General features: G+C 64.1%; 12 protein-coding genes. 2 read left to right on the top strand and 10 right to left on the bottom strand.

Features of this window, described 5'->3' with window-relative positions; genetic code table 11:
• A partial coding sequence (locus EN932_RS03295; RefSeq protein ID WP_164890422.1) for a DUF427 domain-containing protein occupies positions 1–691 on the bottom strand: 691 nt, incomplete at its 3' end.
• Entirely contained in the window at positions 688–2,343 is a 1,656-nt protein-coding gene (locus EN932_RS03290; protein ID WP_027163831.1) for an ABC transporter substrate-binding protein, read from the bottom strand. The genes EN932_RS03290 and EN932_RS03295, both read right to left, overlap by 4 nt.
• A gap of 112 nt (positions 2,344–2,455) precedes the next feature.
• On the opposite strand from EN932_RS03290, the gene EN932_RS03285 reads away from it, so the two are divergent.
• Positions 2,456–3,358, top strand: coding sequence for a LysR family transcriptional regulator (locus EN932_RS03285; RefSeq protein ID WP_127384733.1), 903 nt, complete (start codon positions 2,456–2,458; stop codon positions 3,356–3,358).
• A gap of 33 nt (positions 3,359–3,391) precedes the next feature.
• On the opposite strand, the gene EN932_RS03280 is transcribed toward EN932_RS03285, so the two are convergent.
• The 7 genes from EN932_RS03280 to EN932_RS03250 form a co-directional block, all read right to left on the bottom strand.
• A complete protein-coding gene (locus tag EN932_RS03280; RefSeq protein ID WP_127368702.1) occupies positions 3,392–5,422 on the bottom strand; it encodes an ABC transporter ATP-binding protein in 2,031 nt (676 codons plus the stop codon).
• Entirely contained in the window at positions 5,415–6,293 is an 879-nt protein-coding gene (locus EN932_RS03275; protein WP_027163828.1) for an ABC transporter permease, read from the bottom strand. The genes EN932_RS03280 and EN932_RS03275 overlap by 8 nt, the downstream gene beginning before the upstream one ends.
• Positions 6,290–7,273, bottom strand: a complete 984-nt coding sequence (locus EN932_RS03270; protein ID WP_181172681.1) for an ABC transporter permease — start codon at positions 7,271–7,273, stop codon at positions 6,290–6,292. Before EN932_RS03270 ends, EN932_RS03275 begins: the two co-directional genes overlap by 4 nt.
• A 100-nt stretch (positions 7,274–7,373) precedes the next feature.
• Positions 7,374–9,038 (bottom strand): ABC transporter substrate-binding protein, encoded by a 1,665-nt coding sequence (locus EN932_RS03265; RefSeq protein ID WP_013532880.1) that lies wholly within the window; start codon positions 9,036–9,038, stop codon positions 7,374–7,376.
• Positions 9,039–9,284: 246 nt separating this feature from the next.
• Positions 9,285–10,469, bottom strand: coding sequence for a mandelate racemase/muconate lactonizing enzyme family protein (locus tag EN932_RS03260; RefSeq protein ID WP_127368703.1), 1,185 nt, complete (start codon positions 10,467–10,469; stop codon positions 9,285–9,287).
• Between the two features lies 1 nt (position 10,470).
• A complete protein-coding gene (locus EN932_RS03255; protein ID WP_024502610.1) occupies positions 10,471–11,577 on the bottom strand; it encodes a mandelate racemase/muconate lactonizing enzyme family protein in 1,107 nt (368 codons plus the stop codon).
• A 35-nt stretch (positions 11,578–11,612) separates the two neighbouring features.
• Positions 11,613–12,305: a GntR family transcriptional regulator gene (locus tag EN932_RS03250; protein WP_013532877.1), complete on the bottom strand. Its 693-nt coding sequence runs from the start codon at positions 12,303–12,305 to the stop codon at positions 11,613–11,615.
• Positions 12,306–12,437: 132 nt separating this feature from the next.
• On the opposite strand from EN932_RS03250, the gene EN932_RS39460 reads away from it, so the two are divergent.
• Complete coding sequence (locus tag EN932_RS39460; RefSeq protein WP_281040634.1) at positions 12,438–12,863, top strand: LysR family transcriptional regulator; 426 nt, start codon at positions 12,438–12,440, stop codon at positions 12,861–12,863.
• A 22-nt stretch (positions 12,864–12,885) separates the two neighbouring features.
• Here the strand turns inward: EN932_RS39460 and EN932_RS03240 are convergent.
• On the bottom strand, positions 12,886–13,817 hold a 932-nt coding region (locus EN932_RS03240), incomplete at its 5' end, for an efflux RND transporter periplasmic adaptor subunit (protein WP_245483250.1).

Genomic DNA, 13,817 nt, shown 5'->3' with positions numbered 1-13,817 from the left:
TGTAAGGACAGCGCGAGATGTAGCGGCTGGGCGCGAACATATCGAGCCGCGTGTCGGCGATCGGCAGATAGTGGCGCACCGGATGGCCGGTCTCGAACAGGAACACGCCGCGGCGTGAATCGGCGACCTGCTCACCATCGAGGATGACCTGCACGCGCCGCGACGACGGCAGGCAGTCGACGCGGCGGAACGGATCGCGGGCGTGGACAAAGATCTCCTCGTCCTCCTCGAACCAGTGCCCCATCTTGCTCCAGGTGAACGACATGTAGTCCGATATCGGCGGACAGCCCTTGACCGGATCGAGATAGCGCCAGGCCGCGTCCTCGACCAGCGTGATGCCGGTGTTGAGCGAATAGTGGGTGGCTGTGCCCTTGAATGGGTCCTCTATCGTGGTCTTGCTCGGCAGCAGGAACTCCTCGCGAACGTCGCCGATCGGAAAATAGTAGACCGGCAGATGATCGGATTCGTAGAACACCAAGGCGTTGGTCGTATCGGCCACGGTCATTGACCCCACCTGCACGCGCAGGCGCTTCTGCGTCGGCATGGTGAAGGCTATGTAGCCCGGCTCGAAGTCGTACTGCACGATGGTATCGAGCAAGGGAAAATGCGGCCCGCGGCCGCGCAGATGAGGCTTGCGAATGGTAGTCTCCCGTTTTGTTTCTTTTGTCATCGGGCGTTGAGGCACGATCAGCTCAGGGACACGCGATCGAGCAGCAGGCCGGCGGCGATCGGCGGCAAGCCGCTGACATTCTTGCGCACCGGCACCAGCAGATCGGGGAAATAGCTGAAGATGACAGGCGTCTCGTCGAGCAGCAGTTTCTGGATGTCGGAGGCGGCAGCGCGTTGCGCGCCGACATCGAGCGCCTTGAGATAGCTGGTGACCATGCCGTCATAGGCCGGGCTCTTGAAATGCGCCGCATTCCACGGACCGTCGCTGACCAGCGGGCTCTTCAGGAAGACGTTCGGCACGCTGCGATGGGCGTAGTCGGTGATGCCAAGTGGGCTGTCCAGCCAGTCCGACTGGCCGAACACCGCCTTGCCGTAATATTTGTCCTGGTCTTCGATGTTGAGCGAGATGCGGGCACCGATTTCCTTGGCGAAATTCTGGAACAATTGCGCGTAGCCGGGAATGTCGGAATAGCGCAGCGTCGTTAGCGTGATGTCGAAACCACTGGCAAGGCCCGCCGCCTCCAGCAACTGCTTGGCCTTGGCGATATCCTGGACGCGCTGCGGCACCGTCTTGTCGGTTGCGGGGAAAGCGGGTGCGAAGGGGCTGTCATTGCCGGTCGCCGCCATGCCGCGGCACAGCCCGTCGACCAGCTTGGAGCGATCGATGCACAGCGCCAGCGCCTGGCGCACGCGCTTGTCGGTGAAGGGGCCGGTGTCGCAGCGCATGTGAAGCTGCCGGTGCGCGGTCGAAGCGACACGCAGCACCGTGATATCAGGACTGTTCAGCACCACCTGGCTTACATCGAGCGGAACGGCGTCGAGAATGTCGACCTCGCCGGCCTGCAGCGCCAGGATGCGCGGCTGCACGTCGCCGTAGAATTTGAATTCGAGCCGGTCGGGCAGCGCCTTCTCGCCCCAATAGTCGGTATTGCGGATGAAGGTCGCGCCGACCTTTGGCGTGTAGGTCTCCAGCCGGAATGGCCCGGTTCCTTCGAACGTCTTTTCGTAGTCGCCCTTGTAGCTCGCCGGCAGGATGACGGCGTTGTAATTGTCGATCGACACCGAATAGGGAAAGCTGCCATTCGGCGCATCGAGATGGAAGGCGACGGTGTGGTCGTCGACCTTCCGGGTGCCGCCTTTCGACAGCAGCCCCTTGAACACGGAAAGTGCATTGGAAGCGCCGTTGGGGTCGGCCAGCCGGTCGAAGGTCGCGACGACGTCGTCGGCCTTGAAATCCTCGCCATTGTGGAATTTCACGCCCTTGCGCAGCTTGAACGTCCAGACGCTGCCGTCCTCGTTCGGCGCCCAACTCTCCGCCAGCACCGGCTTCAAGGTGAGGTCCGGCTGCGTGATGCAGAGAAATTCGGCGGTCTGGAAAACCAGCTGGTAGCTGCCGCTGTCATAATAGGTGACGGGATCGATGGCGCCGCCCGGCGTCGCCACGCCGGCGCGCACCGTGCCGCCCGGCTTGCCCTCCGCGCGTGCTTGCTGCGTGCCGAGGCCGGCGGCCGCGACAAGGCTGCCCAGGAACGGCAGTGAGAGACCAAGCACGCTGCCATGGCGCAGGAAGTCGCGGCGGTCCATCCTGCCGGCCAGCAATTCGTCGACAGCGGAATTTTCGATTGCAGTGAGCGTTCTGCGAGCGTTGTCGATCATCCGGAAATGCTTGGGCATGGCTGGATTCCTCGCTTGTCTTGGGGTTCGGCCATCTAGTTCATTGTTGACTGCCGCCGGAAAGCGATATTTTTTGATAGGGGTCATCGAAATTTTCGATGCAGAGGTGGGCATGGACACTGAAAATCTGCGCAGCTTTCTCGAAGTCGCCACCCATGGCAGCTTCACCGTTGCGGCCAGCCGGCTCAACCTCGCGCAGTCCACCGTCAGCGCACGGATCAGGGGGCTGGAGGAGCAGTTGGGCCGCCGGCTTTTCGTGCGCGACCGCGATGGCGTCACGCTGACGCCGGCCGGGCGGCAGTTCCTGCCACATGCCTCTTCCATCACCCGAACCTGGGAGCAATCGCGGCAGGACATCGCCGTTCCCGATGGCTACGAGACCTTGCTGCGGCTGACCGCGCCTGCCTATCTGTGGGACCGCATCACCTCGCCATGGGTCGAGTGGATGCGCGCCAGGCGGCCGAACGTGGCGCTGCGGCTGGAGGGCAGCTTCCCGGACTCGGCGATCGACCAGCTGACGGAAGGCCTGCTCGACATCTGCATCCTCTACCTGCCGCGACCGCATCCCGGCATCGTCTACGAAACGCTGGCCGTCGATCAGGTCGTGCTGGTGCAGCACGCCGCGCAGAACAGGCCGTGGACCGAAAACTACATCCTGATGGACTGGGGGCTTGAGTTCCGCATCGAGCACGACCGCGCCTATGCCGGCATGGTCAAGCCGGCCATATCGGCGGGGCTGGTCTTCATCGGGCTGCAGCATGTCCTGTCGCAGCAGGCCGCCGCCTATCTGCCGCTCAGCGCCGTCAGCGGTCATATCGAGCGCGGCGAGATGCGGCGCATCGACAATACGCCGGTGTTCCAGCGGCCGATCTACCTCGCCTATCCCTCGAACCCCGCCTCGTCGGATGTTCTGGATGTCGCGCTCACAGGCCTGCGCACGCTGGCCAGAGACTGGGCCGAAGGGCAGGGCTTTTCGGAAGGCGACCGTGCTCTCAGCATGGCCGGCCAGATCTGACCGGCCAAGCCACGCGGGTGATGGTGACGCTCGCTATGCCGGCTCGGTCACGGCCGCTCTCTGCAGCCTGGCCAGTTCGGCATATGGAATGTGGCAGCGGATCGAATGGCCGGGCTGGGCCTCGCTCAGCGGCGGCTCCTGCTGTTCGCAGATCGGACCGATCTTGCGCGGGCAGCGCGTGTGGAACACGCAGCCCGACGGCGGATTGGTGGCGCTCGGGATTTCGCCGTCGAGACGAATGCGCGCCGTCTCGGTCTGGTCGAGTTTGGGCACGGCCGACAGCAGCGCTTCGGTGTAGGGATGATGCGGCCCGGAAAAGACCTCTTCCGACGGTCCGAGCTCCATGATGCGGCCGAGATAGAGCACGGCGATCTTGTCGGAGAGGTAACGCACCACGGCCAGATCATGCGAGATGAAGATGTAGCTGACGTCTTCCTTCGACTGCAGGTCGGCGAGCAGATTGAGGATGGCCGCCTGCACCGAGACGTCGAGCGCCGAGGTCGGCTCGTCGCAGACGACGATGCGCGGGTCGCCGGCGAAGGCGCGGGCGATGGCGACGCGCTGCTTCAGGCCGCCGGACAGCTGGCGTGGCTTGACGGCAAGATGCCGGTCCGTAAGCCGCACCGAGCGGATAAGGTCGTTGAGACGAGCCTCCAGCGCCTTGCCGGAGAGGCCCGCCAGCCGCTTCAGCGCGCGTCCGATCAGATGCCGGATCGAATGCGATCGGTTGAGTGCGGAGTCCGGGTTCTGGAAGACGATCTGCATCGCCTTGATCTGGTCGTCGCTGCGGTTCTCCAGCCTGGGCGCCAGCGCCTTGCCTTCCAGCTCGATCGTGCCGCCTGCGTCCGGCGGCACAAGGCCGAGCAGCAGCCTGGCGAAGGTCGTTTTGCCGCTGCCGGATTCGCCGACCAGCCCGAGCGTTTCGCCAGGCCGCAGGTCGAGCGACACGTCCTTCACGGCGCGCAGTGCATGGCCATGGCTGGCATAGGTCTTGTTCAGCCCGGTGACGCGCAGCACCGGCGCTGCCGCCGCCCTTGGTACAGGCGCCACATCGCTCGGCGTCGCGCGCGGCAGCGCCTGCGCCTTGTCGTGATGAAAGCAGCGCGACAGCCGGCCGCCCAGATCGTAGAGTGGTGGCAATTCGCTGCGGCAGCGGTCGTCGGCGAGCGCGCAGCGATCGGCGAAGGCGCAGCCCTTGATGTCGACCCCGATGCCGGGCAGGAAGCCGGGAATGGTGTCGAGGCGGCCCTGGTCCTTGCGCTGGCCCCCGCGCGGCAGGCAGCGCAGCAAGGCTACGGTGTAGGGATGGCGCGGGTCGTTGAAGACGACCTCCGTCGGTCCTTCCTCGACCAGCATGCCGGCATAGAGCACGCCGACGCGGTCGCACATGTTGGAGACGACGGCGAGGTTGTGGCTGATAAACAGGATCGAGGCCGACAGTTCTTGCCGCAGCTGTGCGATCAGGTCGAGCACTTCGGCCTCTACCGTCGCATCGAGGCCGGTGGTCGGCTCGTCGAGGATCAGCATCGAGGGATCGTTGGCCAGCGCCATGGCAATCGCCACGCGTTGCTGCATGCCGCCGGAAAGCTGGTGCGGGTAGCGCTGCATGACGCTGACGGGGTCGGAGATGCGCACGCGGTTCAGCATCGCAATCGCCCGGTCGGTGGCCGCTTGTCCCGAAATGCCGCCGAGTTCAAAAATCTCGGTCAACTGACGGCTGACGCGGATCGACGGGTTCAGCGCCTTGCCCGGGTCCTGATAGACCATGGAGACGCTTTCGGCCCGCGCCCGCCTGAGCGCCTCGGCGTCGAGTTTCATCACGTTCTGGCCGTCGAGCGATATCGTGCCGCCGGTGATAGAACCGTTTCTCGGCAGATAGCGCACCACCGTAAGCGCCACGGTGGATTTGCCGCAGCCGGATTCGCCGACCAGGCCATAGGCTTCGCCCTGGCCGATGGTGAGGCTGAGGTTACGCAGCACGGCGCGGTTGCGGCCGGCGACGCGGTAGGCAACCGAAAGATCGGTGACTTCGAGTGCGTTTTCGGCCTTGGCGGAGTTAGTCATTGAGCGCTCCGTGAACGCCGTCGGCGGCCAGGTTGACGCCGATGACCAGCGAGGCGATGGCGAGCGCATCGAACAGCACCGTCCACCAGAAGCCGCCGCCGATCATGCCGTAATTGTTGGAGATCGACAGCCCCCAGTCGGGCGAGGGCGGCTGGATGCCGAAACCCATGAAGGAGAGCGTGGCGACGGCGAAGATGGCATAGCCGAGCCGCACAGTGGTTTCGACCAGGATCGGCGGAATGACGTTGGGCAGGATCTCGACGAACATCGTATGCAGGGCACTTTCATGCCTTAGCTGCGCGGCAGCGACATAGTCGAGTTCACGCTCGGCCAGCACCGCGGAGCGCACGGTGCGCGCGATGATCGGCGCGAAGCTCAAGCCGATGACGACGATGACCGTCGTCTTCGAGGTGCCGAGCGCAACGATCGCCAGCAACGCAACGATGACCACCGGGATCGCCATGAAGGCTTCCAGGATTCGGCTGACGACATCGTCGACGAGGCCGCGAAAATAGCCGGTGACGAGGCCGAGCGCCGTGCCGGCCACTGTCGCCAGCAAGGTCGCCAGCGGGGCGACGGTCAGGATGTCGCGCGAGCCGACGATGACGCGCGAGAAGACGTCGCGGCCGATCTGGTCGGTGCCGAACCAGTGTTCGGAAGAAGGCGGCGCCAGCGCGTTGATGATGTCGTCGGCGAGCGGGTCGTAGGGTGCGAAGTGCTCGCCGAACAGCGCGCAGGCAACCCAGAACAGCACGATGGCGAAACCGACAAGGAATGTTCGCGAGCGCAGCAGCGAGAAGAAGACCTCGGCCAGCGGGCCGCGCGGGCGCGTGTCGTCGGGTGTCGAGGAGGTGGTCTGGATGGTGCTCATTGGTCTGACCCCAGCCGGATGCGCGGATTGAGCACGGAGTAGAGGAAGTCGGCGACAAGAGTGGCCACGGCATAGACGATGCCGATGGTGAGGATGCCGGATTCCAGCATCGGGAAATCCTTGCCGCGCGCGGCAGTGAAGATCAGCGAGCCGATGCCCTGGTAGCGAAACAGCGTTTCGATGACGACAAGGCCGCCGATGAGGTAGCCGGTCTGCGTGGCGATAACGGTGATGGTCGGCAGCAGCGCATTGCGCAGCACATGGCGCCAGATCACCGTGCGCCAGGGCAGGCCCTTCAGCACGGCCGTTCGCGTGTAGTCGGAATCGAGCGCTTCGATCATGCCGGAGCGCGCCATGCGGGCGATGTAGCCGAACAGCACCAGGAACAGCGGCAGCGACGGCAGGATCAGGTAGTAGAGCTGCGTGAAGAAGCCGGCGTCGCGCGGCCATGCGGCCGATATCGGCAGCCAGCGCAGCCAGACACCAAAGATCAGGATCAGGATGATGCCGGTGACGAATTCCGGCAGCACCGTCACCGACAGACCGCCGAGGCTGATGATGCGGTCGAGCGGGCGGTTGAGGTTGAGCGCGGCGACGACGCCGCCGAGGATGCCGATCGGTACCACCAGCACGAAGGCGACCGCCGCCAGCTTCATCGAATTGCCGAGCGCATCGATGACGAAAGGCGCGACCGGCGAGCGGAAGATGTAGGACGTGCCCATGTCGCCCTGGACGAAATTGGAGATCCAGCCCCAGTACTGTGCCAGCAGCGGGCGATCGACACCGAGCGTGTGATTGAGCGCGTCGACCGCGCGCTGGTCGGCGAACGGACCCAATATGGCGCGCCCGACATTGCCGGGCAGCACCTGGCCGCCCAGGAACACCATGATGCTGAGCAGGAACAGCGTCACCAGCGACAGCGAGACACGCCGGGCAAGGAAGGAGAGAATGGCTAAGACTCCTTGTGGAGCCAGCCCCATGCGGGAGCTGGCTGTTAGAGGATTGGCTTTCCCTTTGAGCATGATCCCGAAAAGTGGGGACCGGTTTTCGGAAAAGGTCATGCTCCAACAAAGAGTTAGTTCAGGCTTTCGATGCCTTGTCGAGGAACAGCTGCGACATGGCGGTCGGCTGTACGCCGGCCACGCCCTTCGCCGTCGCCGTCAGATAGTCGTAGAAATAGCCGAAAATAACAGGCGTTTCCTCGAGCAACAGCTTCTGGATCTTGCCGGCGTCGGCCTTCTGCGCCTCGAGGTCGAGTGCTGCGATGTAGCTGGTCGCCAGCGCGTCATAGTCCTTGTTCTTGAAATGCGCCGCATTCCAGGTGCCTTCGCTCTTCAGCGGTGCCGCAAGATAGACGTTCGGCACGCCGCGGTGGCCGTAGTCGGTGATGCCCATCACCGAATCCAGCCAGTTCGACTTGCCGAACACCGCGTCTCCGTAATAGCCGCTCTGGTCGAGGATGTTGAGGTCGAGCTCGACGCCGATCTCCTTGACCCAGTTCTGGATGAGCTGGGCGTATTCGGGGATTTCCAGGTAGCGTTCGGTGGTCAGGGTTATCTTGAAGCCCTGGCCAAGGCCGGCTGCTTCCATGAGCTGCTTGGCCTGGGCGATATCCTGCTTGCGTTGCGGCACGCTCGTATCGGTCGAAGGATAGACGGCGGCGAACGGGCTGTCATTGCCCAGGGCGGAGCGTCCCTTCATCAGGCCGGCGGCCAGCTTGTCGCGATCGAGGCAGAGCGCAATGGCTCGGCGCACGCGCGCATCCTTCAACGGACCCTCGTCGCAGCGCATGTGCAGCTGCTGATGGGCCGACGACTTCAGGCTGATGATGTCGATGTTCGGATCGTTGAGCAGAGCGACGCCGGCCAACACCGGCATCTGGTTGATGATGTCGACCTGTCCGCCCTGCAGCGCCAGGATCTGCGGCTGCATGTCGGTGAAGAAGGTGAATTCGGTGCGCTCGGGCAAGGCCTTGGGACCCCAATAGTCCTCGTTGCGGACGAAGGACGCGCCGACCTTTGCCGTGTATTTCTCAATTCTGAACGGCCCGGTGCCGTCGAAGCTCTTTTCGTAGTCGCCCTTGTAGCTCGCCGGGATGATGACGGCGTTGTAGTTGTCGGACGACAGCATGTAGGGGAAGTTGCCGTTCGGCGCATCGAGGTGGAATTCCACCGTGTAGTCGTCGACCTTCTTTGAAGCGCCTTTCTGCAGGATGCCGGTGAACACCGACAGCGCATTGGACGAGTTGGCCGGGTCGGCAAGGCGGTCGATGCTGGCCACGACGTCGTCGGCCTTCATCTCGCCGCCGCTGTGGAATTTTACGCCCTTGCGCAGCTTGAAGGTCCACACCGTGCCGTTGTCGTTCGGTTTCCAGCTTTCGGCCAAGGCCGGCTGCAGCACCAGATCGGGGCCGTCGACGCAAAGGAATTCGGCAACCTGCTGCATGATCAGCAGGCCGCCGGCGTCTGCAATGCTGACCGGGTCGATCGTCGCCGCCGGCACACTGCTGGCGACGCGGATGGTGGCGCCCGGCGCGCCCTGGGCGCGCGCCAGCGACGGCATGCCGCCAAGGCCGGCGGCCATGCCTATGCGGCCCAGCAGCGGCAGCGACAGGCCGAGCAGGCTGCCGTGACGGACGAAGTCGCGGCGGCTGACACGGCCGTCGACGAGGCCGTCGATCAGGTGATTTTCAAGCGGCGTGCGATTGCGCCGGATAAGGTCGAGAATGCTGTGGTTCTTGCTCATGGGTTTTTACCCTTTCCCCTATTTCTTATGGTTGACGAAATTTTCGTGGATTGCTCCATTTTCCCGGCACCGGAGGCCTGTCTACCGGAACTTTAGCATGCGGTTTTGTCCGGTCCATCCAGTCGTGGCGTGGACGCTCGGGATTGTGGCTGCACGGCTTCCACCGTCTTTGTCCAACCTTCCCGACCGAAATCGCGGCGGTTGGCTTCTCGTGTCTGGCCGTCGGTCTTGGCCGCTAGCCGTCATCTAGTTCAGCGGCAAACGGCGATAGGTTCCGGGCTTTGCCGGGTCATGATACTTGTTGCACGGTCCTTTCTCGGTAAAGTCTCTGTGACAGGCAGCGAGGTTTTCGCGCGACAAGGTGACGCCGAGACCGGGACCTTCCGGAACGCGCACGACATTGTTTTTCGGCGAAAACGGTCCTTCCTCGGTGACATCCATCGGCAGCATGCGAAACAGCGACTGGTTCGGCTCCCTGATCCAGCCGAGTGCCGCGCACAGATGCAGATAGGCGGCGCTGCCGATGCCGCTGTCGCCGCTGTAGCACCAGAAATCGATCCCGGCATGCTCGCAGGCGCCGACGAAGCGCAACAGCCGGCCGATGCCGCCATGCGTCGTCGGGTTGCCGACGAAGGCGTCCGGCACTTTGGTTTCCATGGCGCGCGCAATGTCGATGTTGTGGGTCGAGAACGGGATCGAGCAATGGCGCCGCAACTCGCGCATCTCCTCGATGGTCGCCACCGGATCCTCCCAGTTGCGCACGCCCAATTCTTCCAGCGGGCGCGCCAGCCGCCGCGCGGTGCTGAGCGAATAGGCCTGGTTGGAATCGATACGGATCATCGCATCGTCGCCGAGTTTTCTGCGGATCAGCTCGACCATCCTGAGCGAGATTTTCGGATCTTCGGTCGAGAACTTGCCTTCGAAGAAAGTCGTTCCATGCGTCTCGTGCAATTCGACGCAATAGTCGGCGACTTCCTGGGGCGTCGTCTCGCCCTTCACATTTGGCCCATCACCGCGCAGCGAAAAATAGTCGGTGAACGGGATATCCTTGCGTACGGCGCCGCCAAGCAACTGATAGAGCGGCTGGTTCCACGCCTTGCCGCGCAGGTCCCACAAAGCCATCTCGATGGCGCCGAAAGCCATGATGCGCGTGCGGTCGTTGATCGACTGCACGCCGGTCCAAAAGGGCAGGCAGACATGCTCGGCGCCGGCGATGTCGAAGGCATCGCGCCCGACCAGCCGCGGCGCCAGGACATTATTGATGATCGCGGCCGCCGCTGGCGTCGGCGCTTCGCCGAGGCCGACCAGGCCATCCTCGGTCTCGACTTCGACGACGGTCGGTGAAAATCCGTCGAGTTCGCCGAACACCCAGGCATAGGGCGCTTCGAGGCGCAGATTGATCGGCGTGGCTTTGATGCTGCGGATTTTCATCTCAGCGCCCGACCTCGAAGAACGGCGCGCCGAGCAGATCGGGAACGACGTCTATGCCGAGACCCGGCCCGTCTGGAATGCCCATGCGGCTGCCGGTGACCGGTGGCATGTTCGATGCCGTGCGCACCGTCACCCATTCATGGAAGGCGATGGCGTGCAGCCGGCGCTCTTCCGGCGTCGACAGCGACAGATGCGCCATCGCCGCGGTGTCGATCTCGGCGCCGCCCGTGTCCTCGACCGTGATCATGAAGCCGAGGTCGACGGCAATGTCGCGGATCTGGCGCGTCTTCGTCACGCCGCCAAGGCGCGAGATCTTCAGCGTCAGCCCGTCGGCCGCGCCCAGGCGATGAATTTCCAGCATCGCCTCGAGCGAGGTGACGGATTCGTCGAGCACCATCGGCTTGTCGAGCATGCGGCGCACCGACATGTTTTCATCGATCGTGGTGCAGGGCTGCTCGAACGTGTAGTCGATGGCGCGCGTGGCATCGGCGAATTGGCGCGCCTGATAGGGAGTCCAGCCGGCATTGGCGTCGCAGAAGATGACCGTGCCTTTCGGCACCGAGGAGGCAACCGCGATGACGCGTTCGATGTCGTCATGGACATTGCCGCCGACCTTGACCTGCAGCCGGTGGAAGCCGTCCTTGACGATGCGCTTGGCCAGCGCGGCCATGGCGTCGACGCTCCCGTGCGTGACGACCTTGTAGAGTTCCGCGGTGTCGCTTTCCTTGCCGCCGAGCAGCGTGACCAGCGGCACGTCGGCTGCGCGCGCCGCCAGATCCCAGCAGGCCATGTCGAGCGCCGACTTGATGTAGGGATGGCCCTTGAACACCGTGTCCATCAGCCGCCCGATGCTGGCCAGCCCGCGCGGATCGCGGCCGATCAGATGCGGCGCGATCTCGACCACGCCGGCGCGAACGCCGGCGGGGAAGGCGGCCGAGTAAAAATTGCCGAGCGGCGCCATCTCGCCCCAGCCGGTGATGCCGCTGTCTGATGTCATGGACACGATCACGGCGTCGAAGGCGTCGGCCTCGCGCCCCTTCGACATGCGGTATGGCCCGTCAACGAAGGGCTGCATGACGTGGTAGGCCTTGATGGTCTCGATCTGCACGTGTCTTGTCCGCTGTCTGTGGTGTTGGGAACGGGTCAGGCGCCCCTCGATGGGCGTTGTTCGAGGCCGCGGGCGTAGGCAAGCAACTCCTCGAAGTCGAGATCGATATGCTCCCTGGCATGGCACTGGGCCGCACGCATGTCCTTGCCCTTCAGCAACCGCACATAGGTTTCGTGAACGTCTTCGGCCGGCACCGGCTCGTTGCGGGCATGCTGGTGGAGCGCGAAATACATCTGCAGCCGGCTGGTCAGCCGCTGCCAGGTTTCCAGCAGCACCGAATTGTCGGCCCATTCGTAGATCAGGCCATGCAGTTGCAGCGCGGTTTCGATCTGGCGTGTCGTGTCCAATGCGCGGGTCGCCTGCTTCACGGCTTCGTGGCGCCGATCGAGCTCGTCGAAGAAGCGCTGGTCACGCAGCGGCCACGCCCGCTCGATGGCCAGCTCGTCCATCACCTTGTTGAACGAATAGGCATCGTCGATGTCCTTGGCTGTGACCTCGATGACGAAGGTGCCGGCATAGGGGATGCTGGTCAGGATGCCTTCCTGGACCAGCTCGCGCATCGCCTCGCGCAGCGGCGCGCGGCTGACCCGCATCTGTTCGGAAATCCGCAGTTCGTTGAGCTTCTGGCCGGGTGCGAGCTGCCCGGTCAGGATCGCGCGCCGCAACAGCGCAACGATCTCGGCGCGTCGCGTCGTGTCCGCGATCGGACTGAAATCCGCTTTCGCCATTCGGCCACTCCCAGGAAACCGAAAGCAAGACAAGCAGATTGTCGACAATCTAACAAGAGGCTATCTCAATTGATTGGCCAACGCTGCTGAGACCGTTTCGAAATTCCCCCTGGCGAGTCATATGGAGCCGCTGTGGAACGGTTGCCGCCGCTGAATGCGATCAAGACTTTTGAAGTTGCCGCCCGTGCCGGCAGCTTCACTCTGGCCGCCTCTGAACTCGGCGTGTCCTCTGCAGCGGTCAGCCAGCAGATACGCAATCTCGAAACCTGGTTCGGCAAGCAGCTGTTCGTGCGCAGCGGCAACCGCATCGCGCTCACCGACGCCGATCGCCTCGGCAAGGCTCGGCCTGGGCATCGCGCTTGGCCAGCGGGTCATGGCGCACGCCGATCTGGAGGCCGGTCGGCTGATTGCGCTCTCCTCGTCTCGGTGCACCTCGGGCACCCCTATTGTGCATTCATGCCGCCGGCCAAGGCCGACCGGGCCGATGTTGCCGGTCTGGTGGAACTGCTCAGTCGAGCGGCGCCCGCGACCTGTGGGAAGGCCGGGGCGCCGCGCTGAAGCCGGATCCTGACGGGGGTGTTCAGGTGGCCGGCTTTTCCGGTATCGGCGATACGGGCGCTCCGGGGCCGATCTTCTGCAGATTGCCCGTAATCACCTGGTCGCCCTCGGCGACGCCGCTGAGGATGGCGACCTGATCGCCGCTCGTCGGTCCGAGCGAAACCAGCCGCTGGTCGACCGTATTGCCCTTGCCGACGACATAGAGATATTTGCCGAGCTGGCTTGAGCCCAGCGCCGTCTGTGGCACCATCAGCGCATCGGCCTGCTCTCTCACATGCAGCCGGACACGGACATATTGGCCCGGCAGCAGCGTGAACTTGCCATTGCCGATCGTCGCGCGCGCCGTGATCGTGCCGGTCGAGCGGTCGACCGAATTGTCGATGAAGGTAAGCTCGCCCTTCTGGCTTGCCTCGGTCTGGCCGGGGAGCAGGACATCCACTTCGATCGGGCCGTTCGCACGGGCTTGCTCGATCTCGGTCAGATCCGTCTCGCTCGGGTTGAAGGTGACGTAGATCGGGTCGAGCTGCACCAGCGTGTTGAGCACGGTGCCGGCGACGCTGACCAGCGTTCCGACCGAGGCCTGGTTGCGGCCAAGGCGCCCGGCAAACGGCGCCCGGATTTCAGCGTAGCTCAGATTGAGCTCTGCCGTGCGGACCGCCGCCTGGTTCAGCGCCAGCGATGCCTGCGCTTCGCGCAAGGTGCTGGTGCGCTGGTCGAAGCCGTCCTTGGCGAGGTAGCCGCTCTTGGCGAGCTCGGTGCCGCGACCAAGATTCGAGCGGGCATAGTCGAGCGTCGCCGTGTCGCGCTGCACTTGGGCCTTGGCCTGGTCGAGCGCCGCCTGGAAGTCGTCAGGCGAGATCTTGTAGAGAAGATCGCCTTGCCGGACGTCGACGCCGTCGGCTGCGGTCTGCTCCTGCAGATAGCCGGGAATCCTCGCCTGTAAGGTGATGCTGC

Source organism: Mesorhizobium sp. M7A.F.Ca.US.002.01.1.1 (genome assembly GCF_004022955.1).
Lineage (GTDB): Bacteria > Pseudomonadota > Alphaproteobacteria > Rhizobiales > Rhizobiaceae > Mesorhizobium > Mesorhizobium ciceri.
This window is presented reverse-complemented; position numbering and strand designations above follow the sequence as displayed.

Excerpts from the sequence above, each read along its gene's own strand:
- EN932_RS03290 (WP_027163831.1), bottom strand. The coding sequence starts at position 2,343 with ATGCCCAAGCATTTCCGGATGATCGACAACGCTCGCAGAACGCTCACT.
- EN932_RS03285 (WP_127384733.1), top strand. The coding sequence starts at position 2,456 with ATGGACACTGAAAATCTGCGCAGCTTTCTCGAAGTCGCCACCCATGGC.
- EN932_RS03280 (WP_127368702.1), bottom strand. The coding sequence starts at position 5,422 with ATGACTAACTCCGCCAAGGCCGAAAACGCACTCGAAGTCACCGATCTT.
- EN932_RS03275 (WP_027163828.1), bottom strand. The coding sequence starts at position 6,293 with ATGAGCACCATCCAGACCACCTCCTCGACACCCGACGACACGCGCCCG.
- EN932_RS03270 (WP_181172681.1), bottom strand. The coding sequence starts at position 7,273 with ATGGGGCTGGCTCCACAAGGAGTCTTAGCCATTCTCTCCTTCCTTGCC.
- EN932_RS03265 (WP_013532880.1), bottom strand. The coding sequence starts at position 9,038 with ATGAGCAAGAACCACAGCATTCTCGACCTTATCCGGCGCAATCGCACG.
- EN932_RS03260 (WP_127368703.1), bottom strand. The coding sequence starts at position 10,469 with ATGAAAATCCGCAGCATCAAAGCCACGCCGATCAATCTGCGCCTCGAA.
- EN932_RS03250 (WP_013532877.1), bottom strand. The coding sequence starts at position 12,305 with ATGGCGAAAGCGGATTTCAGTCCGATCGCGGACACGACGCGACGCGCC.